The sequence below is a fragment of the Streptomyces dysideae genome, from assembly GCF_001514305.1.
Taxonomy (GTDB): domain Bacteria; phylum Actinomycetota; class Actinomycetes; order Streptomycetales; family Streptomycetaceae; genus Streptomyces; species Streptomyces dysideae.
Genome location: NZ_KQ949102.1, coordinates 107,714 through 133,707 on the forward strand (window position 1 = coordinate 107,714; position 25,994 = coordinate 133,707).

At 72.1% G+C, this 25,994-nt stretch carries 19 protein-coding genes and 3 pseudogenes; 16 read left to right on the forward strand and 6 right to left on the reverse strand.

Going from position 1 to position 25,994, the window contains the following annotated elements; genetic code table 11:
- Position 1 precedes the first annotated feature (1 nt).
- A pseudogene (locus AQJ91_RS50550) lies at positions 2–850 on the forward strand (ion transporter); the annotation flags it as partial.
- A 6-nt stretch (positions 851–856) separates the two neighbouring features.
- Here the strand turns inward: AQJ91_RS50550 and AQJ91_RS34185 are convergent.
- Both AQJ91_RS34185 and AQJ91_RS34190 read right to left on the reverse strand, forming a co-directional pair.
- Entirely contained in the window at positions 857–2,344 is a 1,488-nt protein-coding gene (locus AQJ91_RS34185; protein WP_067029355.1) for an APC family permease, read from the reverse strand.
- A 79-nt stretch (positions 2,345–2,423) separates the two neighbouring features.
- On the reverse strand, positions 2,424–4,079 hold the full coding sequence (locus AQJ91_RS34190) for an amidohydrolase (protein ID WP_067029357.1): 1,656 nt from the start codon (positions 4,077–4,079) through the stop codon (positions 2,424–2,426).
- A gap of 152 nt (positions 4,080–4,231) precedes the next feature.
- Here AQJ91_RS34190 and AQJ91_RS34195 point away from each other — a divergent pair, with 152 nt between their 5' ends.
- From AQJ91_RS34195 to AQJ91_RS34225, 6 genes and pseudogenes are all read left to right on the forward strand, one after another.
- Positions 4,232–4,843, forward strand: a complete 612-nt coding sequence (locus tag AQJ91_RS34195; RefSeq protein WP_067029359.1) for a TetR/AcrR family transcriptional regulator — start codon at positions 4,232–4,234, stop codon at positions 4,841–4,843.
- Between the two features lie 665 nt (positions 4,844–5,508).
- The gene (locus AQJ91_RS34205; protein WP_234383210.1) at positions 5,509–8,706 is read left to right on the forward strand and encodes a DEAD/DEAH box helicase; all 3,198 of its coding nucleotides are present in this window, start codon (positions 5,509–5,511) and stop codon (positions 8,704–8,706) included.
- Between the two features lie 193 nt (positions 8,707–8,899).
- On the forward strand, positions 8,900–9,391 hold the full coding sequence (locus tag AQJ91_RS34210; protein ID WP_159054708.1) for a hypothetical protein: 492 nt from the start codon (positions 8,900–8,902) through the stop codon (positions 9,389–9,391).
- A gap of 185 nt (positions 9,392–9,576) precedes the next feature.
- Positions 9,577–10,035: pseudogene (locus tag AQJ91_RS57870) on the forward strand (AIPR family protein).
- Between the two features lie 33 nt (positions 10,036–10,068).
- Positions 10,069–10,614, forward strand: a complete 546-nt coding sequence (locus AQJ91_RS57875) for a hypothetical protein (protein ID WP_067029367.1) — start codon at positions 10,069–10,071, stop codon at positions 10,612–10,614.
- On the forward strand, positions 10,578–10,952 hold the full coding sequence (locus AQJ91_RS34225; protein WP_159054711.1) for a hypothetical protein: 375 nt from the start codon (positions 10,578–10,580) through the stop codon (positions 10,950–10,952). The genes AQJ91_RS57875 and AQJ91_RS34225 overlap by 37 nt, the downstream gene beginning before the upstream one ends.
- Before the next feature lie 402 nt (positions 10,953–11,354).
- Here AQJ91_RS34225 and AQJ91_RS34230 read toward each other — a convergent pair whose 3' ends face one another.
- Positions 11,355–11,657: a DUF6879 family protein gene (locus AQJ91_RS34230; RefSeq protein ID WP_324618039.1), complete on the reverse strand. Its 303-nt coding sequence runs from the start codon at positions 11,655–11,657 to the stop codon at positions 11,355–11,357.
- A 50-nt stretch (positions 11,658–11,707) separates the two neighbouring features.
- Here AQJ91_RS34230 and AQJ91_RS57880 point away from each other — a divergent pair, with 50 nt between their 5' ends.
- Both AQJ91_RS57880 and AQJ91_RS57885 read left to right on the forward strand, forming a co-directional pair.
- Complete coding sequence (locus AQJ91_RS57880; protein WP_324618040.1) at positions 11,708–12,268, forward strand: hypothetical protein; 561 nt, start codon at positions 11,708–11,710, stop codon at positions 12,266–12,268.
- 69 nt (positions 12,269–12,337) lie between these two features.
- Positions 12,338–12,487 (forward strand): annotated as a pseudogene (locus AQJ91_RS57885) (tetratricopeptide repeat protein); the annotation flags it as partial.
- A 605-nt stretch (positions 12,488–13,092) separates the two neighbouring features.
- On the opposite strand, the gene AQJ91_RS34240 reads toward AQJ91_RS57885, so the two are convergent.
- Positions 13,093–13,296: a DUF397 domain-containing protein gene (locus tag AQJ91_RS34240; protein WP_067029371.1), complete on the reverse strand. Its 204-nt coding sequence runs from the start codon at positions 13,294–13,296 to the stop codon at positions 13,093–13,095.
- Positions 13,293–14,177, reverse strand: coding sequence for a helix-turn-helix domain-containing protein (locus AQJ91_RS34245; RefSeq protein ID WP_067029373.1), 885 nt, complete (start codon positions 14,175–14,177; stop codon positions 13,293–13,295). Before AQJ91_RS34245 ends, AQJ91_RS34240 begins: the two co-directional genes overlap by 4 nt.
- 199 nt (positions 14,178–14,376) lie before the next feature.
- On the opposite strand from AQJ91_RS34245, the gene AQJ91_RS34250 reads away from it, so the two are divergent.
- The 3 genes from AQJ91_RS34250 to AQJ91_RS34255 are packed head-to-tail and all read left to right on the forward strand — an operon-like array spanning position 14,377 to position 15,814.
- Positions 14,377–14,907, forward strand: a complete 531-nt coding sequence (locus tag AQJ91_RS34250; RefSeq protein WP_079085426.1) for an ATP-binding protein — start codon at positions 14,377–14,379, stop codon at positions 14,905–14,907.
- Positions 14,883–15,173, forward strand: coding sequence for a hypothetical protein (locus AQJ91_RS53940; protein ID WP_159054712.1), 291 nt, complete (start codon positions 14,883–14,885; stop codon positions 15,171–15,173). The genes AQJ91_RS34250 and AQJ91_RS53940 overlap by 25 nt, the downstream gene beginning before the upstream one ends.
- A 47-nt stretch (positions 15,174–15,220) precedes the next feature.
- Positions 15,221–15,814, forward strand: a complete 594-nt coding sequence (locus AQJ91_RS34255; RefSeq protein ID WP_199848091.1) for a Uma2 family endonuclease — start codon at positions 15,221–15,223, stop codon at positions 15,812–15,814.
- Between the two features lie 244 nt (positions 15,815–16,058).
- Here the strand turns inward: AQJ91_RS34255 and AQJ91_RS34260 are convergent, their stop codons facing one another.
- Positions 16,059–16,277 (reverse strand): hypothetical protein, encoded by a 219-nt coding sequence (locus AQJ91_RS34260; RefSeq protein WP_067029375.1) that lies wholly within the window; start codon positions 16,275–16,277, stop codon positions 16,059–16,061.
- A 223-nt stretch (positions 16,278–16,500) separates the two neighbouring features.
- On the opposite strand from AQJ91_RS34260, the gene AQJ91_RS34265 reads away from it, so the two are divergent.
- Genes AQJ91_RS34265 through AQJ91_RS34280 form a run of 4 tightly spaced genes read left to right on the forward strand, consistent with a single transcriptional unit; the run spans position 16,501 to position 24,913 of the window.
- On the forward strand, positions 16,501–18,099 hold the full coding sequence (locus AQJ91_RS34265) for a TIGR02677 family protein (RefSeq protein ID WP_234383211.1): 1,599 nt from the start codon (positions 16,501–16,503) through the stop codon (positions 18,097–18,099).
- A gap of 13 nt (positions 18,100–18,112) precedes the next feature.
- Positions 18,113–19,537 carry a TIGR02678 family protein gene (locus AQJ91_RS34270; protein WP_067029377.1) on the forward strand — a complete coding sequence of 475 codons (1,425 nt, stop codon included), beginning with the start codon at positions 18,113–18,115 and terminating at the stop codon, positions 19,535–19,537.
- Positions 19,534–23,631 carry a TIGR02680 family protein gene (locus tag AQJ91_RS34275; RefSeq protein ID WP_067029379.1) on the forward strand — a complete coding sequence of 1,366 codons (4,098 nt, stop codon included), beginning with the start codon at positions 19,534–19,536 and terminating at the stop codon, positions 23,629–23,631. The genes AQJ91_RS34270 and AQJ91_RS34275 overlap by 4 nt, the downstream gene beginning before the upstream one ends.
- Positions 23,621–24,913: a TIGR02679 family protein gene (locus AQJ91_RS34280; protein WP_067029381.1), complete on the forward strand. Its 1,293-nt coding sequence runs from the start codon at positions 23,621–23,623 to the stop codon at positions 24,911–24,913. The genes AQJ91_RS34275 and AQJ91_RS34280 overlap by 11 nt, the downstream gene beginning before the upstream one ends.
- Positions 24,914–25,994: the final 1,081 nt, after the last annotated feature.

A 25,994-nucleotide genomic window follows, 5' to 3' on the forward strand; every position in this document is an offset into this window, starting at 1 on the left:
CATGTCCGAACGGACCGCCGCGCAGTTACGGCACGCCCTGGCCGACCACAGCCGCCGCATCGTGGACTCGGCGGCGTTCACCGCCACCGTCTTCTGCCTTATCGCGGGCAACGCCGCGCTGCTGGGCATCGAAACCTACGCCGGCATCGTGGACGAATGGCACAGCATCCTTCACGCCGCAGAGCTTGCCTTCCTCGCCGCGTTCACCGCCGAGATCCTGCTGCGGACCGCCGCCCACGCCGACCGCCCCAAGGACTTCCTCCGCGATCCGTGGAACGTGTTCGACCTGCTCGTCGTCACCGTGGCTTTCCTGCCGTTCGCCCGTGAGAACGCCACCGTGCTGCGGCTGCTCCGGCTGGCCAGGGTGGCGCGCGCGGCGCGTTTCCTGCCCCAGCTGCGGATCGTGATCGTGGCCGTCGGCAAGAGCCTTCCCGGAACGCTGAGTTTCCTGCTGGTCGGGGCACTGCTGCTGTATGTGTACGCCATGGTCGGCTGGGTGTTCTTCGCCGACGACGACCCCGAGCACTACGGCTCCCTCGGCCGCGCCGTTCTCACCCTCTTCCTCCTCATCACCCTCGACGGCCTCGGCGACGCCGTCCGCGCGGGCCTGGAAATCTCCCGCTGGACCATCCTCTACTTCGCCTCCTACGTCCTGCTCGGCTCCTTCGTCCTGGTCAACCTCCTCATCGGCGTCGTCATCAACTCCCTCGAAGAAGCCCGCGAACTCGAAGCACCCACCCGGCAGCCCCAGGTACAACCCGCCACGCCCGACGCCCGACGCCTGCACGAGCGCTTCGCAACAGCCCGCCAAGCACTCGACGCCCTGGAAGCCGAACTGACCGCCGCTGTGCGCACGTCAGGTGGCGTCGACGTCGGTGGTGGCGAGCTTGGCGTAGACGTCGGGCCGGGTGCGGCGGATGCGAGCGGCGAGAACCATGCCGGCCAGGAACACTGCCGGCGTGAGCGCGACCAGCGACCAGTTGACGGTCGGGCCGGCGCCGGTGAACAGGTCCAGGCGCTTGCAGACCAGCACGGTGGCGGCGGTGAGGAGGACGCCGGCAGCGGCGGGCGCGACCAGGGTGCGCACGCGTCCCTCGCTGTACTCGGCGGAGTTGCGGCGGAAGAAGGCGACCACCGCGAAGGCCGCCAGCGCCTGCAGGACGAGGATGCCGACCACACCGGGCGTGTTCACCCACAGGAAGAACTCGGTGTAGGGGTCGACGCCGATCAGGGCGAAGACGGCGACGACCACGACCGCCAGGACGCTCTGGGCGATGCCGGCCACCCACGGAGAGCCATGCCGGCTGTGCACCCGGCCCAGCCCCGAGGGGGCGACTCTCTCGACGGAGAGGGCGTAGACGTATCGGGTGATGGCGTTGTGGAAGGCGAGCAGGGCGGCGAGCACGCTGGTGACGATGAGGACGCGCTGTATGTCGGTCGCCCAGCCGCCGACGTACTGGGTCATGGCGGTGAAGAACATCTCCGCCGGGTTCTTCGCGGCGACAGCGACGGCTTGGTCGCTGCCGAACGCCTGCACGATGATCCAGGCGATGAAGGCGTAGAAGAGGCCGAGGAAGCCGACCGCCAGATAGGTGGCACGGGGCACGGTGCGGTCGGGGTCGCGGGCCTCCTCGCGGTAGATGGCGGTGGCCTCGAAGCCGATGAACGCGGCGACGGCGAGACCGAGCGGTCCGCTCATCCCCGAGACGAAGACGTTCGAAGGGGCGAAGGAGTCGAAGCTCAGCCCGCTCGCGCCGCCCTTGACCAGGACTGCGCCGGCGAGCAGCACCAGGATGGCGGTCTCCGCGATCAGCAGGGCGGCCAGGACCTTGGCGCCGAGGTTGATGGAGCGGAAGCCCAGGAACCAGACGACGGCGATGCCGGCGAAGGCGTACACAGGCCAGGGCAGGTCGACGCCGAGGAGGTCGTTCGCGGTGGTGGAGGCGAAGAAGCCGAAGGCGCCGAACATGCCGATCTGAAGGGAGTTGTACGAGAACACCGCGACGAACGCCGCCCCCAGCCCTGCCGGACGTCCGAGACCTCGGGCGATGTACGAGTAGAAGGCGCCGGTGTTGCGGATGTACGGCGTCATCGCGGTGAAGCCCACCGCGAAGAGAACCAGTAGCACGCCGACGGCGAGATAGGCGACCGGAGCGCCGACGCCGCCGAAGAGGAGGGCGAGGGGTGCGACGCCGGCCATCACCGTGAGCGGGGCGGCCGCGGCGACGACGAAGAAGACGATGTCGGCGACGCCGAGGCTGCCGCGCTGGAGGTGAGGGCTCTGATCCGTCCCGGCGGCCGGTGGGGGCTGCTGGGGAGCGGTGGGGACGAGGGGCTCGGTCATGGAGGTCTCCGCGTGGTGTGTGTCGAGGAGCGGGCGATATGTCCGGGAGACGCGGACCGGTCGTGACGACGACGTGGGTCTAGCGTCTCCCGGCACGCGTGCTGCGGGGGGTGGTGGCATCGTGGGTACGCCGGCCGGCGAGCCAGGTGCCCAGGACGGGGAGGTTCGCGAGGTCCCGGGGGGTGATCTCGGCCGGGTCGGCGGCGAGAAGCACCAGGTCGGCGCGCATTCCGGGGCGCAGCTCGCCCCATTCCTTCTCCTCGAACGCCTGGTAGGCGCATCCCGCGGAGTGGGCGGCGAGAGCGGTGTCGATGTCGATCCGCTCCTCGGGGAGCCAGCCGCCTTCGGGAATGCCCTCGGGAGTCTGGCGGGTGACGGCGGTGGCGATGCCCCGCAGTGGTTCGTGGGCGGTGACCGGCCAGTCGCTGCCGAACGAGAGCCGGGCGCCTGAGTCGAGCAGGGCAGCGATCTGGTACTGCCGTCCGCCCCGTTCCGGGCCGATCCTCGGCAGGGTCAGCTCGGTCATCAGAGGGTCGGGCTGGGCCCACAGCGGCTGGAGGTTGGCGATCACGCCGAGTGCGGCGAACCGGTCCAGGTCGGTGGGGTCGATCAGCTGGGCGTGGGCGATGACCGGACGGCGGTCGCGGGCGCCGTTGGTGCGGGCCGCGGCCTCGACCGCGTCCAGGGCGCCCCGTACTCCGCCGTCGCCGATCGCGTGGAGGTGCGCGCGGAAGCCGAGTGCGTCGACAGCGGTGACAGCCGCGGTCAGTTCCTGGGGGGCCCAGTTGGCGATGCCGTGCGAGTGCGGGCAGTCGGTGTAGGGCTCGAGGAGGGCGGCGGTGCCGGACTCGATGACGCCGTCGGCGAAGAACTTCACGGTCCGCGCGGTCAGCAGCCCGGGAGCGGAGCTCTCGACCTTCTCCCGGTCCGCCGTGAACCGGAGGATGCGCTCGCGCCAGCCGTCGGGTTCCAGGACGAAGGCGAGGTCGGCTCGTACGGGAAGCCCCGACCCGGTGGTCGCGGCGGTGACCCAGACGTCGGCCTGGTGAGGTTCGACCCAGGCGTCCTGCACCCAGGTCACGCCGGCCGCGGTGAACCGGGCGGCGGCTTCGCGCAGCGCCGCCACCTGCGCCTCGTGGGACGCCGTGGGAATGAGGGCGAGCACCGGGCCGAGGGCGCCGAACTCGCGCAGGGTGCCCAGCGGCTCGGCGGAGCCCTCCCGGCGCAGGATCTCCCCGCCCGCCGGGTCCGGGGTTCCGGCGGTGTAACCGGCCCGGCGCAGGGCCTCGCTGTTCACCCACGCGGTGTGGTGGTCCATGGTGCGCAGGACGACGGGACGGTCGGGTACGGCGGCGTCCAGCCACCGGGCGTCGAACCTGCCGTCGGGGGCGAGCCACGGGTCGAAGCCGTCACCGGTGATCCACTCCGTCTCCGGGTGTTCGGCGGCCCAGCCTCGTACGACCTCGACGATCTCATCGACGCTCGTACGGTCCCGGACCGGAACGCCGGCCAGCCCCAGTCCTCCCATCACGGGGTGCACGTGTCCATCGCCGAACGCCGGCAGCAGGGCCCCTCCGTCCAGGTCGACGACGGCGGTACGCGGTCCCCGGGCGGCCAGCGCCTGTGCGCCAAGGGCGGAGATCCGGCCGCCGGTGACGGCAAGGGCGTCGTGGACGGGGACATCCGCGGTCCCGGTCCGGACGATCCCTCCGGTGAAGACGATGTCGGCGTGCATGGCGTGAGGCGGTGCCTTTCCTTCGGCCGACCACCTAACTGAAAGGTGTTCGGTTTCCGGTAATGTAGGCGCCGCCCAGGCGGCTGGGAAGAGTTTTACTGAATGCCATTCGGTAACGTCTGGGTTACGGCACGCGAAGACGAGGAGCCACCGTGGGACGGCCGCGTACACCCCTGCTGGACCGCCGGCGCATCGGTGCCGCGGCACTGCGCCTGGCCGACGAGAAGGGCGCTCTCTCCATTCCCGCCTTGGCCAAAGCCCTGGGCGTCGCCCCGTCCGCGCTCTACCACCACGTCGCCGGCCGCGACGACATCATCTCGCTGATGCGCGAGGAGCTGGCCCTGGTGACCGGAGACGACCAGGACTGGTCGCAGCCCTGGGAGCAGTCCCTGGAGGGGTGGGCCCGCTCCTATCTCGCCGCCTTCGCCGCCCACCCGGGGGCGGTGCCCCTGCTCGCCACCGCCCCGTTGGCCGAACCGTTCATGCACGCGATGTACGAGAAGGTCGCGGTGCTGCTCCTGGACGCGGGTTTCGCCACGAAGGAGGTCATGCCGCTGATCACCGCACTGGAGAGCTTCGTTCTCGGCTCCGCCCTCGACCTCGTGGCTCCGCCCGTGATGGTCTCCGACGTCGCCCGCGACACGACTCCGCACCTCAGCGCCGTACTCGACCAGACCCCCGCCGACCGCAGCCGCGCCACCTTGGCCTTCGACCTCGGGCTGCGCGCCCTGCTGACCGGATTCCGCGACCTGCTGCGTCCCTGACGGCAGTCGGGCACGGCGCCCCGCACGGCCGGTCAACGCAGCACCACGGCTCCCCATCGGTGAAGCTGCGGCCTCGCCGCCTCGCGTCCGGGCCTGCAGAGGAGGCCCCGTCGCGCGTGGCAGCGGCCATCAGCCGCTCCCCGACGGGGCTTCTTCTCGCACTCGGCCGACTGGGCCTCGACCCAAACCCCGCGACGGGCTACCAGGACAGGCAGAGCGTCGCCGGCGCCATGCGGCCTGGTGTCCGGCGCGGTCTTCGCATGGGAGTTGTGCCATCCAGACAATCGCGCGGCCGGCCGGGTTCTCCGGGGGCGTGGGCGACGACGCGCTGCTTCACCATCGGCCGTCCCCGCAGGGCGAACCGAGCTGGATCGCGTCGTCGGCCGGTGCGGCGACCTGCTGCGCGGAGGCTCAGGCGTCCTCGGCTCCGTCGGCCCTGGACCTCGCGGCCTACGACAAGAGCCGTGACGGCCGGTCCAGCCGGGGGCAGGGCGCCGTGCTGTCGTGGCCGCTCGACAGGGCGCCATCCGTAGTCGTCCGCGCGGCGAGGCCGTGACTCCCTTGGCTGTTGGGCGCGGGCCGTGCTCATGGTGGCGGAACCCGTAGTGGTGGACGACGTGGGAACCGCCTGCGGGTGTGGATCACGACATGCCACAGTCGCGGGTATGCGCGGCGCGGACGGAGTGACGGACGGAGTGACGGACGGGGGTGTCCCGGCACAGTCGGGGACGGACGCGGAGGGGCCCGTGACCGAGGTGGTGCGGCGGCGGTGGGGTGTCGCCCTGGGCGGGGTGCTCGCGGCGCGGTTCTTCGAGCCCGGCTGGGCCTACGAGGAACGGGTGGAGCGCCGTTGTCCCGTCTGCGAGGGGGAGTTGCACGCGCTGCGCAGGCCGTACGAGTCGCAGGGGCGGGTGTACCGGCACGCCGCACTGGTCTGTCCTGGCTGCCCCACCGCGTTCAGTCTCGCCGACTTGGGGCTGAAGACGTACGACCAGCTCACGGCAGCCTCTTCGGCGGCCGTGTCTGTGCCGCCGGGGCCCTGCCCGAGTGGTCCCGGGGTCGGCGTGACCGCGATCCGCGGCCCCGGGCAGTTCCCCGGGGCGATGCGCGGGGGACACCCTCCGGCGTGGCCGGACGACCTGGCCGTGCCGGAGCAGGCCGAGCAGCGGGCCCTGTTGTGGTGCAAGGTGACCGATCCGGACTGGCGCCCCACCGAGGAGGCGGTCGTGGCGGCGGAGGACGTGCGGGTGATCCTGCCCGAGGGCCCGGGATACGACGCGCTGCGGACCTGGCTCGCGAAGCACGGCGTCCCCTACCGGGTCAGCCGCTACTGGGAAGAGACCGAAGAGATCGGCACGGTCGATGAGTTGGGCGGCCGTACGGATCTGGTCGCGGTCGGTCCGGGTGGCGCTGTCCCGGCCGCGGGGCCCTGGGCGGTGGCGGCCAGGGATGCCTTCGCCGCGCAGTGGGACGGTTTGGAGGAGTTGCCGCAGGACGACGGCGACGCGTACGTGCCCGTCGGGGAGTTGGTGCCCGCCGAGTGGGCCGCGCTGCTGCCGCATCCGTCGTTCAACCCGGCCCAGGCGGCTGCCGTTCCCGTCGTACGGCAGGGCACCGGGCATCTGGTGGTGGTGGCGCCCACCGGCGCGGGCAAGACCCCGATCGGCATGGTCGCGGCGCTGGACGCGCACGCCCGGGGCGAGAAGGCCGCCTGGCTGGTGCCACAGCGCTCGCTCACCGACGAACTCGACCGGGAGCTCCAGCTGTGGCGGCGCCGGGGTCTGCGCGTGGTACGGCTGACCGGGGAGGCCGCCGTGGACTCCGGGCTGATCCGGGCGGCCGATGTGTGGGTGGCGACGACGGAGAAGTTCGAGGCGATCTGCCGTGCGGGATCGTTGCGCGACGCGCTCGCCGAGGTGGGCTGTCTGGTCGTCGACGAGATCCACCTCCTCGGCGATCCGGCGCGTGGCGCCGTATTGGAGGCGCTGCTCGCGCGGGTACGGGAGGACGGCGCGGGCGCGCGGATCGTCGGGCTGTCGGCGACGGTCGCCAACGCGGACGAGGTCGCCGAGTGGCTGGGCGCCCGCCTGGTCCGCACGGCCTGGCGGCCCACCCGGCTGACCTGGCAGCTACCGGTCCTGCCGACGGCGGACGAGGCGGACTGGGCGGCGAGGGCCGCCGTCCGCACCGAGGCCGCCGTACGGATCGCCCGCGGGGTCGGTGCGGACGGCGGCAGCGTGCTGGTGTTCTGCGGCAGCAAGCGCCGGGTGCGGGCGACCGCGCTGGCGCTGGCCGCCGACCGTGGCGTGTCGACCGCAGGCGTGGACGCGGACGACGCCGAACTCGTTGAGCGACTGTGCACCAAGGCCGGGGTGCGGCTCCACTACCGGGACTGGCCCTACAAGCGGGACGCCGAGCAGGCCTTCCGAGCCCGCGAGGCGGACATCCTGGTCGCCACCTCCACCGTCGCCGCGGGCGTCAACCTTCCCGCCCGGGCCGTGATCGTCGCCGACACCACCATCGGCCTGGACCGCGTCGAGGTGTCCATGGTCCAGCAGATGTTCGGACGGGCCGGCCGGATCGGCGCCGGCGAGCGTGAGGGCTGGGCGTTCCTGCTCGCCGACCCGGGGGAACGGGCGCACTGGCAGGCCCGGCTCGCCGCCGGATACACGGTGCGGTCACGGCTGGGCGACCATCTGCCCGATCACCTCCTGGCCGAGGCCGTGCAGGGACGGGTGTCCGCGGTCGAGGAGGCGGAGCGGTGGTGGGCGGGGACGCTGGCCGCGCACCAGGGACACGCCGGTGTCGAACCCCTGCGTGAGGCGGCGGCGTTCCTCACGACGGCGGGTTGTCTGCGCGCCCCCGCCGGCGAGGACCGTTGGGAGACGAGCCCGCTGGGCAGGCTGACCAGCCGCTTCATGGTCGAAGCCGCCCTCGCCGACGACCTGGCCACCGCGGTGCGAGAGGCCCCGGTGCCTGAAGACGCCTTCACCGCCGAGCGGTCCCTGACGGCCCTGCTCAGCACCCGTCTCCCGGTGCTGGAACAGGCGCCGTTCACCGACCGGGCCCGTACGGCACTGCGCCGCGTACTGCGCGAGGCGGAGCAGGAGCAAGAGCATCCGCAGGAGACCGACGAGCCTGCGCGGGACGAGCCGAAGCCGGTGGCCGGAGACCTCGCCCGCGCGGTCCTCCACCTCGTCGCCGACCGCCCCGGCCTCTTCCGCGGTCGTCCTGGCTACGTGCTGGGTATCCCCGTCGACTCCATGACCGGCATCCTGGAGGAGGCCCAGCGCTACCTGGCCTGGCTCGGCGCGCAGGGCCCGATCGGCACGGTCCACCCGTGGGCGGCCGTCGTCGCCGATGACCTGGCCCAGCGCATCCGGTGGCGCGCACTCGGGCCCGACCGCGGGGCCGGACGGCTGCTGTGGATGTGCGAGCGGATGGCCACCGCCCCGCGCGCGCCCGATCTCGTTCCCCGGATGTGGCGCGCGGCCCGCGCCCGCGGCGTCGACGCCCCCGACTGGAGCGGGACGACACCGCCGAACGACTGCGCCTTGCCCCCGGACCGTTACCGCGCGTTGCTCGCGGAGCGTGCCACCGGGGTTCGCCTGGACCTTCGGGAGGACGACGGCGAGGTCCGGGTGGTGGCGCCGCCGGGAGCGGTGATCCGGCTGTGGAACGGGGCTACGACCACCCTGCGTATCGGCGACGGCGAGGAGAGCACGCTGCTCCTGCCCCCGGACGACGCGGCCGACGGCCCGTACGGCGACCTGGCCGGCAACTGCGGTGCCGCCGTCTTCACCAGGGTTGGGGATCGGGTGGCCACGGGGTGGCTGGGGGTGTACGGGGCGCTGCGTTCCTGACTGCGGTACCGGACCGAGTGGTCCTGCTGGGGCAGGACGTCCGGCGGCTCGCGCGAGATCCCGAGCGGGCCGGGTCACCGAACGCCCGCCGGACCGTCGGCCGAAACCATGCCCCGGAACCACGCCCGGAACAACCGGATCGGCCGCATGCGCCGGTGTGGGGGCAGGGGCGAGCCATGCCGACCTCGGTGGCATGAACAGCCGGGAGAAAAAGGGAAGTTGGGGGTTCGACATGGGCAAGGGCGCGCAGAGCATGCCTCTTGAGGTGCAGCACCTCAAGAGGGCGCTGCTGCGGGAGTTCCAGGACCGGATCTCCATGGAGGACTTCGAGCAGAGGGACCCCACAGAACGCGAGACGGCCCTGTTGTCGAGGCCAGTGTCCGCGAAGGCCGCCCGTATCCTCGCGGACTGCACCTCGGACGAGGCGGCGGCGTGGGTGATCGACGGCTGGGACGACTTCGGTATCGACTGCGTCGCGTTCTCCGCCTCGGGATCCGAACTCTGGCTGATCCAGGCCAAGTGGAAGGACACGGGGACGGCCGGCTTCGACGACGGAGGCGGCACTCAAGCTGGTACACGGACTGAAGAAGCTCGAACAACCGCGACCTCGACCACTTCAACGAGCGGCTGCAGCTGCTCGCGGATCGCGTGCACGGCGTCCTCCGGCTCCCTACCTGCAAGGTGAACCTCGTCGTCGCGCTCATGGGGGACGGCCGTCTCTCCGTGGAGACCCGCAACATCCTGGACGAGGCGGCCAACGAGTTCGGCGGACGCGGCCGGAGCGTGGAGTACAGGGTCCTGGACCAGAGGGACTTCCACCGGGCGATTCAGGAGGACCTGGAGCCGCAGCCGATCACTCTGAAGGCGACCATGGACCGGGAGTGGTACAGCCGCGAGACCCCGTGCAAGGCGGTGATCGGAGAGGTCAGCGCCGACCAGGTGGCCCGTTGGTACGGCGGCCGGAGCGATGGCGAGGATCACGACAAGGGACACGGCGAGCGTCTCTACGACCGCAACGTCCGCAAGTCGCTGGGGCTCACCGGAGTCAACCAGACCATGGTGGAGTCGATGCTGGGGGACCCGGAAGGGTTCCTCTACCGCCACAACGGCATCACGGTGCAGTGCGACAGGGTCGAGCAGGAGTACCACGCCAAGTGAGCGGTCGGCCAGCCCACCACCCTCACCCTGCACAACGCCAGCGTGGTCAACGGCGCCCAGACGGTGTCCTCGGCCTTCCGGGCGTACGAGAGGGACCCCGAGGTCGTCGCGGAGGCGTACGTCCTCGTACGGATCATCTGCCTGGAGGGGGCCCCGGAGGGCTTCGGGTGATCCATCACCAAGGCCACCAACACGCAGAACCACATGGAGCGCCGGGACTTCATCGCCATCGACACCGTCCAGAGCGAGATCCAGAAGGACTTCAGTCTTTCCCTGGACAAGGAGTACGTCTTCCGGCGGGGCGAGCTGGACCCGGCGCCCGAGTCCGGCTGCTCGGTGACGGAGGCGGCGACGGCCCTGGCCTGTATGCACCGGGACTCTTCGCTCGCGGTGCGGGTCAAGGGTTCCACGCACGCGCTGTGGGAGGAGGGGCCGGGTGGTGCGTACACCCTGCTGTTCGGTCAGCAGCCGTCCGCCCAGCAGATCTGGCGCGCGGTGCAGGTGTTCCGGCTGGTGCGGTACCAACTGACGGAACTGCGGGCGAAGTTCACCGGGCGCCCGGCCGCCGTCGTGGACAGCGGCGGCCTGCTGGTCGCCCATCTGGTGTTCCAGCGTATCGGCAGGGACAAGTTCGACGAGCCGGACGACGAGTGGGCGGCGGTGCTCGCCGGGGTGCCCGGTCAGGTCAGTGCCGTACTCTTGTGCTCATCACCATGGTCGACACCCTTTTCACCAGCAAGAGTTACGTGACCAGCACCTTCGCCAACGAGGAGCGCTGCGCGCGGCTGGTCGCCGCGGTCCTCGGGGTCCTCGAACGCGGCACCGGTCCGGACTCCCCGATGAACCTCAAGGCCCTCATGGAGGGGACGGGGCCGAAGCGGCAGCGGCGCCTCGTCCACGCTCCCAGCACCGTGGAGGAACTGGCCATCGGCGCCTGGCTCGACGAGGACCCCCGCCGTCGCAGGGCGACGTGGGTGAACGACCGAAGGACCCCCATCCTCTGGGAGGCCGACGGCAAGCGGTACTCGCCGACGGGACTGGTCGCCCAGATGCCGGGCGACGGGACGTTGGTGGGTCTTCGAACTTGAGCGGTGCGCCCCTGTTGGTCGGCGTCCGCCCCCAGGGCCCTCGTAAGCCGGGGATGTGACACTCCCGCGGAAACTGTCACATCCTCGCGGCTTACCAGTCGGCGCCCGGCGTCCGCGCACCGCTCAACTTCGAAGACCCACGTTGGTGGAGATCGCCGAGCGGCTCTGGCAGGAGATCGCGGACGCGGGGGAGCCGGGGGAGGAGAGCACGGCGTAGCGTCCGGGACGGCCTGCCCGCCGTCGAGCGGCGGGCAGGACACTCTCGTGGGCCGCCTGCCGCCTGCCGCCTGCCGCCTGCCGCCTGCCGCCTGCCACCTCCGACGGCCCGGTGGGCCGCACTCCGTGCCGGTGTCCGAGGGCGCCGGAGCGGTGCCGCCGAACACGGGGAGCTCGGCGCTCGGCTCAGTGGGCGGCTGTGGGCGGGGCGAGAGGAGCGATCTCCCTGTCGAAGAAGCTGTGGAAGTCCTCCCCGCGCTCGTACAGCGCGTCGAATCCGGCCGACGTTTCCCGGATCAGTGCGCGGTCGGCGAAGCGGTTGGCTCCCGTCGCGTTTCCGTCGTCGTCGTAGCACACCTCGTACATGACGACGTCTCCGAGGATCACCACCTCCGGAACAGGGCGCTCCTTCTCGATGTCCGAGATCTCGCGGGCATCGAGCACCCGGATGTTGTCGCCCAGCTCCACGCGCAGGCGTAGAACGAACATCTCCCATTGGACGTAGGCGGCTCGGGCTCATCGACCAAGGAGCCGATGCCTTGTCCCCACAGGACCCCCGGCACATGGTGGGGCTGACGTGGCAACTGACACTCGACGCGTTCGAGGCACGAGGGCTGCCCGAGGCGACCGCGCTGCTGAGACTGCTGGCCCGTTTCGCGCCCGAACCGTTGCCGCTGGTTCTGCTCAACCGGCCCGAGATCGACGCCGCGCTGCCTCGCGCACGCTGCGAGGCAGCGCTGAGAGCACTGCTCGACCAGTCGCTGACCGAGCTGGTCGACGTCGGTGCGCGATGCGCACAGAGCCACGGGGTGCTGCTCGACAGCGTGGCGGCGACTCCGGCCGCATCGGTCCCGGTACTCGACACCACGGCCGTCCGCCTGCTCGACGCCGCCTTTCCCGCACTCCCCGACGCGGGCCCGCACGATCCGTTGCTCCGGCTGCTCGTTCCCCATGCCCTCGCTCTGCTACGACGCGTCGACGACCCGCCGACCTCGGCGGACGCGCTGGCCGTGGCGACCCGGCTGGCCGTCGCCCTGCACCGCACCGGAGACTACGTCTCCGCCTGGGAGACCGCCCGAGCCGCAGCGGACATCGGTTAGCGGCAACTCGGCACGGAGCACCGGTCCGTACTGGCCGCCCGTTCCAGGGCGGGCCGCGCGCTCTTCCGCTTGGGCAGATACGCCGAGGCCGAGGCGCTGCTTGAGCGCGTCCGAGCGGCTCAGGACCGCCTGTTCGGGGCCGACGATCCCGACACCCTGGACAGCGCTCATGGCCTTCAGCTCGTGCTGGGGAATCTCGGCAGACGGGACGACGCACTCGCGCTCCTCCGGTCCGTGGTCGTCGGCCGAGGCAGGGCGCTGGGCCCCGCGCACCCTTTGACCCTGCGCTCCCGCTCCAGCCTGCTGGTCCTGCTGTCCGCCTCCGAGGTCGTAGCAGAAGAAGACGGCGCACTGCCTGACCTTCCCTCGGAATGCGACCGCCTTCTCGGCCCGGATCACACGGTGACCTTGGGCGCCCACCACAACCGCGCCTGGGCGCTGTACCTGTTGGGCCGTTTCGACGAGGCCGGCCAGGAGATACGGCAGGTCACCGAGGCCTACCGCCGACGCTTCGGCCCCGACTACCCGACCGCGCTCTCGGCCCAGCAGCTCCTCTCCCGAACCCGGGCCGCGCTCGGCCATGTGGAGGCGGGGGGCAGAGCTGATGACGGATGTCGTGGCCCGACGGGAACACAGCCTGGGGCCCGACCATCCGTTCACGGTTGCCGGCCGGGAACTGCTGAGCGCGTTCACGTCGGGGCGGTGGCGCCCGCCTGGCGCGGAGGGGTGACGGGGGCGGGCGACTACGGTCGGGCGTGGGTACGGGTGAGGGTGGGCGGGCCCTGGGCCGGGCCACGCCTTCAACTTCGCTGCATGGACCCCGCTCAGCGCAGGTGCTCGACGAAGGCGGTCCATGCGTGGGGGGAGAACGAGAGGGCGGGACCTTTGGGGCGTTTGCTGTCACGGACGGGTATGAGGGCGGGAAGGTTGTCGGCGATCTCGACGCACTCGTTGTTGCCGCCGCTGTAGGTACTGCTGCGCCACTTCGCGCCCGACAGGTCTGGCGGGCTGTGGTGTGCGCGATTCATGTTCTGTGCTCCTTGGCCCTGCGTCGGATGACGGTGCGGGATTCCATCGGAGAGAGTGCGGACGTGCGAGCGGCGTCGAACAGATCTTGGTAACGGGCGACTTCCGTCTCCCGCTCCAGCCAGATGGAGCCGGTCGGGTTGTCCGCCAGCACCACGTCAAGCGCTGCCTCCTCTGGGAAACCCAGTACGACGTACGGGCCGAACATACTCGCGTGTGCTCCGCGCGAGAACGGCAGAACCTGGATGGTCACGTGCGGATGCTCGGAGCTGGTCAGAAGGTGCTCCAACTGAGCTTGCATCACCTGGGGGCCGCCGACCTGTTGGAGAAGGACCGCTTCCGACAGCACGGCCCACAGACGCAAGGGGGAGTCGCCGACGAGTCGTTCCTGTCGGGCGAGGCGAACCTGGACGAACTTTTCGATCTCGTCGGCCGACTGCCACTGCCGTGAGGCCACTGTCACGGCACGGATGTAGTCCGGGGTTTGAAGCAGGCCCGGGACCAATTGGGCCTGGAACGTACGGATCTCTCCGGCCATGGCTTCCAGCGCGATGTAGTCGCGATATGTGTCGGCGAGGACGGAACCGTACTGGTTCCACCACCCCTGCCTGCGACGGCGGTTGGCCTTGCGGGCCAGAGTGCTCAGTCGCTCACGAAGCTCAGGATCCGCCGCTCCGTAGGCGTGCAGCATCGCGGTCAGGTCTGGGAGCCGTACAGCCACCCGACCGTTCTCGATCCGACTGATCTTGCCTTTGGTGCAGTCGAGGGCCTCAGCTGCCTGGGCAGTGGTCAGACCGGCGGCCTCTCGCAACCGGCGGAGCTCGACGCCGAGTTGGCGGCCGAGCACAGTGGACGGGTTCGGGGTGGTGCTCTTCGCAAGCATGCTCACACCTTTAACGGAGCTGTGGAAACGCCGGGGCGGCATTAACTGGAAAGGAGGAAGATTGAGAGCATCCTAGTTGGCAACGTTGCAGATTCGGATGCTGCGCGTGCATTCTGCTGGCCATGGACATCGGCGTCCCATGGCTCGACTTGCTGTCTCTATGGGGCTCCGGCCGCGCGTCGACCCTCTGGGGGCTGCCATGGCTGCACCGAACGAAGTCACCTTCCGCCTGCCCCGGTCCCGTCAGAGCGTGCCGAGGTCCCGGGCCGCCTTACACGCCGTACTCGGCGGCTGGGGCGTAAGCCAAGACGTCCTGGAGTCGGCGGAGTTGGTGCTCTCCGAGCTGGTGACCAACGCGCTGCGCGTGCCCGTGCCGCGCGACCGGCAGGTGGGCGTACGGATCGCGCGATCGCCGACGGACGGGCTGTTGCGGCTGGAGGTCAGCGACGCGGGCGCGGGCAAACCCGAGGTTCGGGTCCCCGGTGACGAGGAGACAGGCGGGCGCGGGCTGCTGCTCGTGGAGGCGATGGCTCAACGCTGGGGCGTCGAGGAACGCGCGGGTGGGATCGGGAAGACGGTGTGGGCCGAGCTGAAGGCACCGGAAATCGTGGCTGGGCCGGTCGGGAGCGAGCTCGCGGCGGCAGTGGAACGGCCTGGGTGGCGGGTGAGTGGCGTGACCGGCGAGGCAGGGGACTGGCGGCCAAGATGGTGTCGCCGCTTCCCGAGGTGAGGCGGACCGGCAGGGGCTCGCTCCGGGAGAAGATCCACATCTCCGACGACTTCGACGAAATGCCTGAAGAATTACGTCGAGAACCGGAGAAGTGTCCGACGAGAGGGGATGCGGGGCGTGCCGTCCGGCAGGATCCCGAGTTCGACGATGCGGTGCAGGAAGGACTCGACCTCATCGCCGAGATCAAGAAGGCAACCAGGAATGAGCCGAGCCATCCTGTTCTCCCTCTCCGCCGTACAGTGAAATCCACGCCGCGTGAGTGTTGAGACGCTCTCGGCAGAAGCTCCAGCCAGGCAAGGAGAGAGGTGTCACCTTGGGCACCCCGGCTCATCACCCCATTCCCGTCCGTCGTGGGCACCTGCGCGAGGCCGCGGAGAGCATCGAGCAGGCCACGGGCATGAGTGTGGAGATCATCGGGGGAACACTCGTGGTGTCCCCGGGACCGAGCGGCAGGCACGCCGGGATCATCATCGACCTGCGCGATGCCGTCCGCCCCGGGCTCTCGGCCGCGTACGAGGCGTTCGAGAACGTGTCCGTCCCGATGCCCGATGATCCGGACGACTACGCGACCCCCGATCTGACCATCGGCCCTCGTACGTTCAAGGACGACGACGGCTGGCTCCTGGACGCCGACGCGGTCGAACTGGCCGTGGAGGTCATCTCTCCGACCGAGCGGCTCAAGGGCATCGACGAGAAGACCGCGTGGTACGCGGCTGCGGGCGTCGCTCGTCTGCTGCAGGTCGACCCGCGGACGGGCACGTGGTCGCTGTTCGGCCGGCCCGGGGAAGGCGAGTACCGGAGCGTCGTCCACGGCAAGTACGGCGAAGAGGTGCCGTTGCCCGCCGAGCTCGGCGGCGATCTGTCCACGTCCGGCCTGGGCCTGTACGGGACGCGACCGGGCCGCTGACCGCAACGTGCTCTCCGCGCGGGACAGCGGGGAGGGCACGCGGGAGTGAGCAGTCCTTGGCTGCTTCACCGGGGTGATCCGGTGGGAGGGTCGTCGTCGGTCGGACCGAGTCCCTACCGGCGGCGACCCGCCTTCGCGGTCACTGCCCCGGCAGCGCCTCCGCGACCTGGCGGAAGTGGGCGGCGGCCTCGTCGAGACGGTCCGCCACGTCGGAGGCGATCCGGGCGGACCGTGGCGGCCGTGCTCACGGCTTGCAGATGTCCACCGCCCAGACTCCCGTGCCGTCGTACGCCTCCGGGGTCGCGGTCAGTACCTGGCCTTCGCCCTGGCCGGCCGCCGACGCGTAGACCGCGTGCGCGTGCCGCCAGTCGACGCCCGCGGCGGTCGCCTGTTCCGCGGCGGCGGCACCCGCGAAGTCGAGGGGCAGGAACTCCAGGCCGGGAAGCGCCCCGGTGTGCGCCACCGCACCAGGAAGCCCCATGCCTGCCGCGAACAGACACAACGCGGGGACGGGAACCAGTGCGCCCCGCACGGAGTGCGAAACGCGCAAAATAGCACAGGAGGTGCGACCCCGAGAGCCGGTTCCCCGAACCCGTGGGAGTGCGGCAGACTGGTCCGGAGTCCCGGGCCGCACGGCCGGGGCGAGCGAATACGTGCCCAGCCGTAGCGAGGAAGCCGTCAGACCCGTGAGTGACGAGCCCGACGCCCTGGACCCCGCCCCGGACCTCGGCCTGGTCCCTGCGTCGGGCTCGGACGCCCCGGAGCCTCAGGCTGTGGACCCTGTCGACGATGCCGCGTTCGGTATCGACGCGTTCTCCCTCGACGACCGGCTGCGGCTGTTCCACTTCGCCGCCGCCGAGAAGCGGCACGAGTACCTGTGGCTGCTGCGGGCCTTCGACCGCGGACGCGCCAACTACCAGGTACTGCTGCACGCCTCGGACGCGGTGGGACTGCTGGAGCGGCTCGCCGCCGACCATCCCGCCGCGGGCGTTGTCGGCGGGTCGGCCGGTGTGCAGCCGTTGCTCGACGCGCTCGCGGAGTGGCAGGTCCTGGACCGGTCGTACGACGGGACGCGCGCCGCGAACCTCGCCGAGTACCGCAACCGGCACTACGTGTACCAGTTCACCCAGGCCGGATACCGGGCGTACCGGGCCGTGGAGGATGTGCTCGGGGCGAGTCTGGAGGACGCCCAGCTCTCGCGTCTCGTCTTCCCGGACATTCTCGGCGACCTGCACGCGCTGGCCGAGGCGAACACCGCGGGCGACGGGGAAGAGGTGTACCGCAAGCTCGGCCGGCTCGACTCGGTGCTGAACGAGATGGCGCAGCGCGCCGCCCGTTTCTACCTCATGCTGGGCGACCTGGCGCGCACCAACGACACCCGGCCCGAGGTGTTCCTCGCCCACAAGGACACCCTCCTCGCGCACATGCGGGAGTTCACCGCCGAACTCGGGCGCTACGCACCGCTGTTGGCCGAGGCGGTCGAGAAGGCCGCGGCCACCGGCGTGGACCGCATGATCGAGTACGCGGCCGAGGCCGACGAGCGGCTCTTCCGCAGCCCCGCCGAGCGCCTGGCGGACTGGCGGCACCGGTGGGACGGCATCGTCCACTGGTTCGCGGAGCGCGAGCACAGCGAGACCGAGCGGCTGCAGGACGCCACCGTCACCGCGATCCGCTCCGTCCTCGCCCTGCTGCGCCGGGTCACCGAGGCCCGCCGGGGCGGGGTGAGCCGGGAGAGTCAACTGCGCCATCTCGCCCAGTGGTTCACCTCCTGCGAGAGCGACGAGGACGCGCACGCCCTGTTCCAGGCGGTCTTCGGGCTCGGCGCGCCCCGCCACATCGCCGTCCCGTACGCCGACCCCGAGCGGATCCCGTCCCGTACGTCCTGGTGGGAGGCCGAGCCGGTCGAACTCGCCCGCACCCTCGTCCAGTCCGGCCGCACCCCAGCCCTGCACGGCCCCGGCCGCATCGAACGCGACGACGACCGGCGGGCCCTGCTGCGCGCCGGGCAGATCAAGGAGCAGGCCGAGCGCCGCGGTGCCGCGAACTCCCTCGCGTCGGACGGCGTGTACGGCCGGACGCTCGACGAGCCGGAGACGCGGGCCCTGCTCGCCCTGCTGGACGTGACGCTCGCCGCCCGTGTCCCCGCCAGCCGCCGTGTCACCGCCGCCTCCGGCTCCGCCCACGGGGTACGACTCACCCTCACCCCCGCCGAGGGCTTCACCACCGTCGACACCGTGCGCGGCCGTCTCCATCTCGACGGGCTGCGCCTGGAGGTCACCCCATGAGCGAGGCCGTCGTATGAGCCGTGTTGCCGAGGGCGTCTCCCCGCTCGAACTCGCCGACTACCAGAAGGCGGTACGGCTCGTACTGCGGCACCCCCTGGTCACGTCCGGGTACCCGGACAGGGCGGCGCTGGCGACCGTGCGCCGCTGGGCCGATCAGCTGCGCACCGACCTGATGGAGGTGCTCGGCTACCGGCTCGTCACGACCGCCGACACCGCCCGCCTCCAGCGCGCCCAGGACGGTCTGGACGCCACCCGCCCGGCCCTCACCCGAGCGGGCCGCCCCTTCGACCGCCGCCGCTACGCCTACCTCGTCCTCACTCTCGCGGCCCTCGGCCGCCACGGCGCGCAGGTGGCGCTGGGAGAACTGGCCGACGCGGTCGCCGCCGACGCCGTGCGCATCGACGGGCTCGGCCTCGACACCGCCCGCAAACCCGACCGTGACGCCTTCGTCGACGCCGTCACCTGGCTCACCGAACGCGGCGCGCTCACCCTCGCCGACGGTTCCGCCACCGCCTGGGCAGGCGATCCCGAGCGCGCCGAGGCCCTGTACGACATCGACCGCGAGATCCTCCTCGCCGTCCACCACCCGACCCGCGTCCTGCAGCACCTGACCTCCGTCACCGCGCTGCTGGACTCCTCCGGCGCGCTGGGCCTGTCAGCAGGCCGAGCCGCTCAGCGCCGCGACCAGGCCCGCCGCGCCCGCCGACTGGTGCTGGAGAACCCGGTCGCCTACTACGCCGACGCCGACACCGAACTCCTGGGCCAGTTGCGGGCCCCCGCACTCGCCGAGGACCTGGAGCGGCTGACCGGGCTGTCGGTGGAGCGGCGGGCGGAGGGCGTGGCGCTCATCGACACCTCCGGCAGGCTGTCCGACGTCCGTTTCCCCGGCGGCGGTACGGTCGCGCAGGCCGCGCTGTTGCTCGCCGCCCGGATCAGCGCCGCCGTGCAGCGTTCCGGACGACACGCCCTCGAACTGCTGCCCGCACCCACGGCCGCCGAACGCCTCGCGGCCCGCGCCCGGCGGATCGACGGCGCGCTGCCGTCGCGTGGGACGGTCGCCGAACTCACCGAACTCGCCGAGCCCGATGAGGAGTCGGCGTACGAGACCGTCGTCGACGCGGATCACGAGCCGGGCGAGACCCGGTACCCCTTCGTCACGGACTCATGGCTCCGGGGCAGGCTCAAGGAGATCATCGGCGAGTACGGCGCGGGCTTCGCCGCCGATCTGCGCGGCGACCCGGACCGGCTGCTCGGCCAGGCTCTCGACCTGCTGGCCGCCATGTCGCTGATCGTCCGGGTCGACGGCGGGGCCCTCGCGCTGCCTCTGCTTGCCCGTTACCGAGGGGTCACCGCCCGGGTGAAGACCCGTACGGCCCCCCAACCACCCGCCCAGACCGCCCTGTTCGACGACGAAACCGCCAAGGACCCGACTCCGTGAGCACTCCCGCTCCCACACCGGCAGCCCGCTACGTCCCCACCCGTGCCGGGATCATCAACCTGTGGGACTACCGGGACGAGGAGTTCTCCTTCGCGGGCGGCTGGCTGGTGCTGCGCGGTCCCAACGGGTCCGGCAAGACCAAGGCGCTGGAGGTGCTGTTCCCGTTCGTCCTCGACGGGCGCATCGACCCCAAGCGGCTCAACCCGTTCGCCGCCGAGGACCGCACGATGAAGTCCAACCTGCTCTTCCGCGGGCAGGACAGCGCGCTCGGCTACGTCTGGATCGAGTTCACCCACCGGGAGACCGGCGAGGCCGTCACCTGCGGCATCGGGCTGCACGCCCAGCGGCACCGCGACACACCCGCCCGGTGGCACTTCGTCGCCGAGGGCCGCGTGGGCGAGGACTTCTCCCTCCTCACCGACGACGACCGGCCGATGACGAGGAAGCAGCTCGCCGCCGAACTCGGACGCGAGCTGATCGCCTCCACGGCCGACTACCGCGCCGCCGTCGACCAGCGCCTGTTCGGCCTCGGCCGGGAGCGGTACGAGCAACTGCTCACCCTGATCCTTACGTTGCGCCGCCCGCAGCTGGCCAAGAACCTCGATCCCGCCAAGCTCTCCGACACCCTCACCGCGGGCCTGCGCCCGCTCGACGACGACCTGATCGCCGAGGCGGCCCGCTCCTTCGACGACATGGAGTCCGTGCAGCGCACCCTGGAGGGGCTGGCCGCCGCCGACGACGCCACCCGCGCCTTCCTCGCGAGCTACTCCACCTATCTGCGGGTCCACGCCCGCACCGCCGCGGACCGGCTCACCGCCCGCCGCGATGAGACCGCCGAGCGCGCCGCAGCCCTGCGCGCCGCCGCCGCGGACCTGGCGGCGGCCCGCGAGGCGCAGGCCGCCGCCGAGACACGCGCCGAGTCGGCCGACGCCTCGCTCGCCGCCCAGCGCGCCCGCCTGGACCAGCTGCGCTCCTCCGCCGCCTACCAGGCCGTCGAGCAACTGGCCGACCTGGAACGCCTGGTGCGTACCTGCGAGCAGACCGCCCGGCAGGCGACCGCCGAGCGTGAGCGCCGTACGGCAGCCACCGGCCGCGCCCGCGCCGAGGCCGAACACGCCGCCCGGATCGCCGCCGAACTCGACGCCGCCGTCTCCCGCGATGCCGCCACCGTCGCCGACCACGCCCACACCGCCGGACTCCCCTGGACCCCGGCCGACGCCGAGCCCGCCCGGCTCGCCGACCGCTCCGCCGCGCTCGCCGCCGCCCGACACGAGGGCGTCCGGGCCGTGCGCGCCGCCCAGCAGGCGGCACGCGGCGCCGAGCAGACCCGTGACCTCGCCCGGGGCTCGCTCGACCGTGCGCAGGAGGCCGTCGCCGCGGCCGAGACCGCCGAAACCGCTGCCGAGGCGGCCCTCGAATCCGCCCGCGAAGAGGCCCGCACAGTGCTCGGCCGGTGGACGGAAGCACACGGCACGCTCCTGGCCGAGGAGGGTGCCCGCCGGCTCGCCGAAGCCCTCGAACTCACCGGCGAGGCCGACGCGGTCACGCTCGCCGACGCCTTCACCGATGCCACCGCTCCCGCCGTACAGGAACTGCGCGACACCCTCGCCGCCCTGCGCGCCCAGCGCACGGACGTCGAGCGCCGCCGCGCCGAGGCGGAGGCCGAACGCGACCGGATCGCCGCCGAGCACGACGACGCCCCACCCCCGGCCCGAGGCCGAACCTCCGACAGGGCGTCCGGTGACGGTGTGCCGCTGTGGCAACTCGTCGATTTCGGCAGCGATCTGACGGATCATCAGCGAGCGGACCTGGAAGCGGCCATGGAGGCGTCCGGTCTTCTCGACGCCCTCGTCACCGCCGAGGACACCCCCGTGGCGGCCGGCCACAGCGAGGGCTACCTCCGGGCCGGTGCCCCGGTGGGCGGACCGAGCCTCGCGGACCTCCTGAAGCCCGAGGCGCCCGAGGACCTCGACGGCGACGCCGCGATCCCGGCCGCCCGCGTCACCGCCGTACTGCGCTCCGTCGCCGTCACCGGTGACCTCGGCACCGGGACCCCGCAGATCGGCCCGGACGGCCGGTACGCGGCCGGTGTCCTGGTCGGTGCCCACACCAAGGAGCACGCCGAGTACGTCGGCGCCACCGCCCGCGCCCGCCGGCGCGCCGCCCGGATCGCCGCCTGCGAGGCGCTGCTGGCCGAACTGGCCGCCGAACTCGACGAGTTGGGGCGCGTGCAGGCCCGTACGGACGCCGCCCTCGACGCGTACGCCGCCGCCCGCGCCGCGCTGCCCCGCACCACCGGCATCACGCAGGCCCTGCGCGAACTCGACCGGGCCGCCGCGCGGCTGCGCGCCACCCGTGACGCCGCCGACGCCGCCCAGGCCTCGTACGACGAGAGCGTGGCCGCCTGTTCGGTCGCCGAGCGCGCCCTGCGCCGTACCGCGGCCGAGCACGGCATCGAGACCGAGCGTGTCGACGCCGTGGAGACCGCCACCCGCGCCTTCGAGGCGGCGGTCCGCGAACTCACCGCCCGCCGCCGCGAACACGCCCGCCAGACCGAGGCCGCCCAGGCGGGCGCCGACCGGCTCACCGCCGCCGCCGAGGACGAGGAGGCGGCGGCGGACACCGAGCGCGCGGCGCGCCGCCGGCACGCCGAGGAGGCCGCGGGGCTGGAGGCCCTCCAAGCGGCCGTCGGGGCCGAGGCCCAGGAGGTGATGCGCCAGGTGCAGGAGGCCGAGGACGGGATCGACGCCCTGGCCCGGGAGGCCGAGGCGGCCCGCACGGCCCAGCACGCCGCGATCGCGGGCACCGCCTCGGCCGAGGCCCGCCGTACGGCCGCCGCCGAGGCCGGGGCGGTCGCCGCGGCGGAGGAGAAGGACACCGCCCGCGGCCTGCGCCCGTACGCCGCCCGCGAACTCCTCGACATCCTGCGCTGCCCGCCCGGCCTCGCCTGGCCCGCCCAGGAGGCCGACTGGGCCGGCGAGGCACTCCCGCCGGCCGTGGTCGCCGTACACGAGGCGATCCTGGCCGCGACCCGCGACCTCACCCCCACCGAGACCAGCCTCAAGCAGTCCGTCACCCGTCTCACCAAGGCCCTGGACGACCTGCAGGCGCAACTCGCCGCCGCCGGACAGGACTACCGGCCCGAATGGGACGGCTCCGACGGGATCATCGTCGTACGCGTGGCCGACGAGGAGGGTCCGCTGCCCGTCGCCGCCTTCGCCCAGAAGATCTCCTCCCACCGCCGTGACCAGGCCGAACTGCTCTCCGAGTCCGAGCAGCGCATCCTGGAGGACGCCCTGCTCACCCGGCTCGCCCAGCAGATCCACGACCGCACCGTCGACGCCCGCGACCTGATCAGGCGGATGAACTCCGACATGCGCCGGCGCACCATGTCCTCGGGGACGACGGTCGGGGTGAGCTGGCTGCTCGCCGACCACCTCGACGACGAACAGCGTGCCGTCTGCGCCCTCCTCGACGCCGACGCCGCCCGCCTCGGCCCCGACGGGCTCACCCGGGTGCGCACCCACTTTGCCGCGCAGATCAAGACCGCCCGCGCCCGCCACCGCGACCAGCCCTACCGCGAACTGCTCGCCGAGGTCCTCGACTACCGGCGCTGGCGGCAGTTCGCGTTCCAGCTCGTACGCCCCGACAAGAGCGAGGAGAGGCTCACCCGCGCCCGGCACAGCCGGCTGTCGGGCGGTGAGCAGTCCGTGTCACTGCACCTGCCGCTGTTCGCCGCCGCGCACGCCATGCTCAACTCCGCCGACCCTCACGCGCCCCGCCTGCTCGCCCTCGACGAGGCCTTCGCGGGCGTGGACGACACCGGGCGCGGCGAACTCATGTCGCTGGCCGCGCAGTTCGACCTCGACCTGTTCATGACCGGCTACGACCTGTGGGCCGCCCACGCCTCCGTGTCCGCCGCCGCCCACTACGACCTCGCGCACACCGCCGTCGACCACACGGTCTCCGCCCTGCTCCTCGTCTGGGACGGCGACCGGCTCCTCGCCGACGACACCGGGGACCTCACCGCCGCCCTCGGCTCGCCGGGCACCCGGCGCGTCCCGACGCCCGAGGAGGCCGCGGTTGTCGACTGAGGAGCGTGAAGGCCACGGGTACGACGAGTTGCGGGACGAAGGATGGGGGCGGCTGCTCGCCGCCGCCCGCCGCAGGCTGGAGCGCACCGGAGGCGCGCTCGACGGCGACATCGGGCTCACGAGGCCCAGCGAGGCCGAGCGCCGTACCGTCATCGGGATCACCGGCCGCTACCGGCCCGAGACCGCCAAGCGCCTCGCTGTACCCCTGAGTGATCTGGACGGGTATCTGTACGGCCGCTACGGCACCGGTCTCCTCCAGACCCTCGGCCGTCTCCACGGGCCGCTGCGTGACCGGCCCGCCGAACGGGCCGAAGAGGAAGCACGCCGCGACGACGCCCTGAAGTCGGCCCACTCCAGTCGGCTCGCCGGGCAGGGATGGTTCGCCGCCTGGCTGGAGCGGATCGCCGCCGACGGCACGCTCACCCGTCTCGTACGCCGGGGAGACGCGCCGCTCCTCGACGCGGCGGTACGTGTCCTGGAAAGGCTGACCGGTGACGGGGACCGCTCCGCGGGCTCCCCGAAGCGGGTCCCCGGCGTCCTGCCGCTCCCGGTCCTCGCCGAGTGGGCCACCGGCGACACCAAGGCCCTCGTGCCCGGCGCCCCGCTGGAGCAGCTCGTCCTGCGGGCCCTCGCCCAGCGCACCGGCGGCGGCTCGGAGGTACCGCCTGACCGGGCCGGGCGGCGCGCTCTGTGGGAGAGCTCCGGCGCCATCGCGGACGACCTCGCCAGCCAGGTCCTCGTCCTCAACATCGGCGCCAGGGGCGACACCGTCGTCTGCGACTGGCTGCGTGACGCCGCCGGCTTCGGCATCCCCTTCCGGCTCACCCTCCACCAGCTCGCCACCGACCCCGTCGTCCCCGCCGCCCGCACCATCTTCGTCTGCGAGAACCCGGCCGTCCTGCGCGCCGCGGCCGGCGAACTGCGGTCCGCCAGCCGCGTCGCCGCCCTGGTCTGCACCGAGGGCGTCCCGTCCGCCGCCTGCCACAAACTGCTCGGCGACGCCGTACGCGCGGGAGCCCGGCTGCACTGGCGCGCCGACTTCGACTGGGCCGGCCTGCGGATCACCGCGAACGCCATGGCCCGACACGGCGCCCGACCCTGGCGGATGACCGCCGCCGACTACACGGCGGCACTCGGCAAGGGCGGGTCCACACCGCTCGCGGGACCGCCCGCGGCCAGCCCCTGGGACCCCGGACTGGCCCTCGCGATGGAGGCATCGGGCAGCACGGTCATGGAGGAACGCCTCCTGCCCGCACTCCTGTCCGACCTCACTCGTGCCTGAACCGGCGTCCGGTGGCCGACTCGATCCGTCGACCGGAGCACGTCGAAGCGCATGCACCGGCGAGCCGGCGCCGGTAAGCCTGAACCCACACTGTGTCGTCCGGGACATCCCGGATCGCGATCGCGGTCATGCCTGCATTCTGGCAGCAATGCAGGCATTATGCAGTCATCGGGGCTGGTCGCACCGCACACCGGTGCTGACTCGACCGTGCGGCGTGCGACACGGCCAGAGACGCCGGCCACACATAGGAGGCCCTGCCGAGCGCGGGTCATCATCCGGCTGGCAGTGCGGAAGGGGCAGCGGATTTTGTGATCGCCGGACGCAGATCATCTCTGCTGAGGGCACACCTCCACTCGCTGCCGACGAAGGTGCTTTTGTCGAGTAGGTCAGTTCGCGGGGCGGCCATACGTGGAGGGGAGCGCAAGGGGTGCGCATCCGGATCTGGTGAGCCGAAGCTGTGACCTGGCCTCTGCAACGCTGTGCGCCCCCCTCCGGCGGTAGCGTGGCGGGCACGGCGTGTTGCGGACAGGTGGGGCGGATTTCATGCGGATGCGGTTCGAAGCCCGGTGCGGACGCCGTCGTCATGAACATCGACTGCCGACGGGTAGGGTCCGCGCTACAGCCCGCGGCCACCGCGCGATCTTCGGGAGTCCACACCCACAACCCCCCGTCGATCACGCGGTGGCCTGGTACAGGTACTGCATCCTGAAGGGGCTGATGGTCAGGGTCTGGTCGTACCCGGCCCGGATCATCCCTCGCGCGGTGTGCCAGGCCGGCCCGGTCGGTCGTCCGGCTGACCTGTCGGAAGGGAGGCACGGGGCCATCGCAGAACCACGGTGGTCCCCGGCGCGAGCGGCCCGGCCCCCCGCCCCTGGTGACGCGGCCTGGCCGCCCCGCCGGTCACCCAGCTGCAGCCCGCCGCGCGCCCGTGGGTCAGCTCGTGTCAGGACAGCGCCCTCCACGACGACATGAAAGCCGTTTTCCAGGGCATAGCGGCCCAGATCACCGACCAGATGCTCGATGAGCGCGTTGACGAGCGGGCCGGTGCGCATCGTCCACCGGATCCAGTCGAGCCGTATCC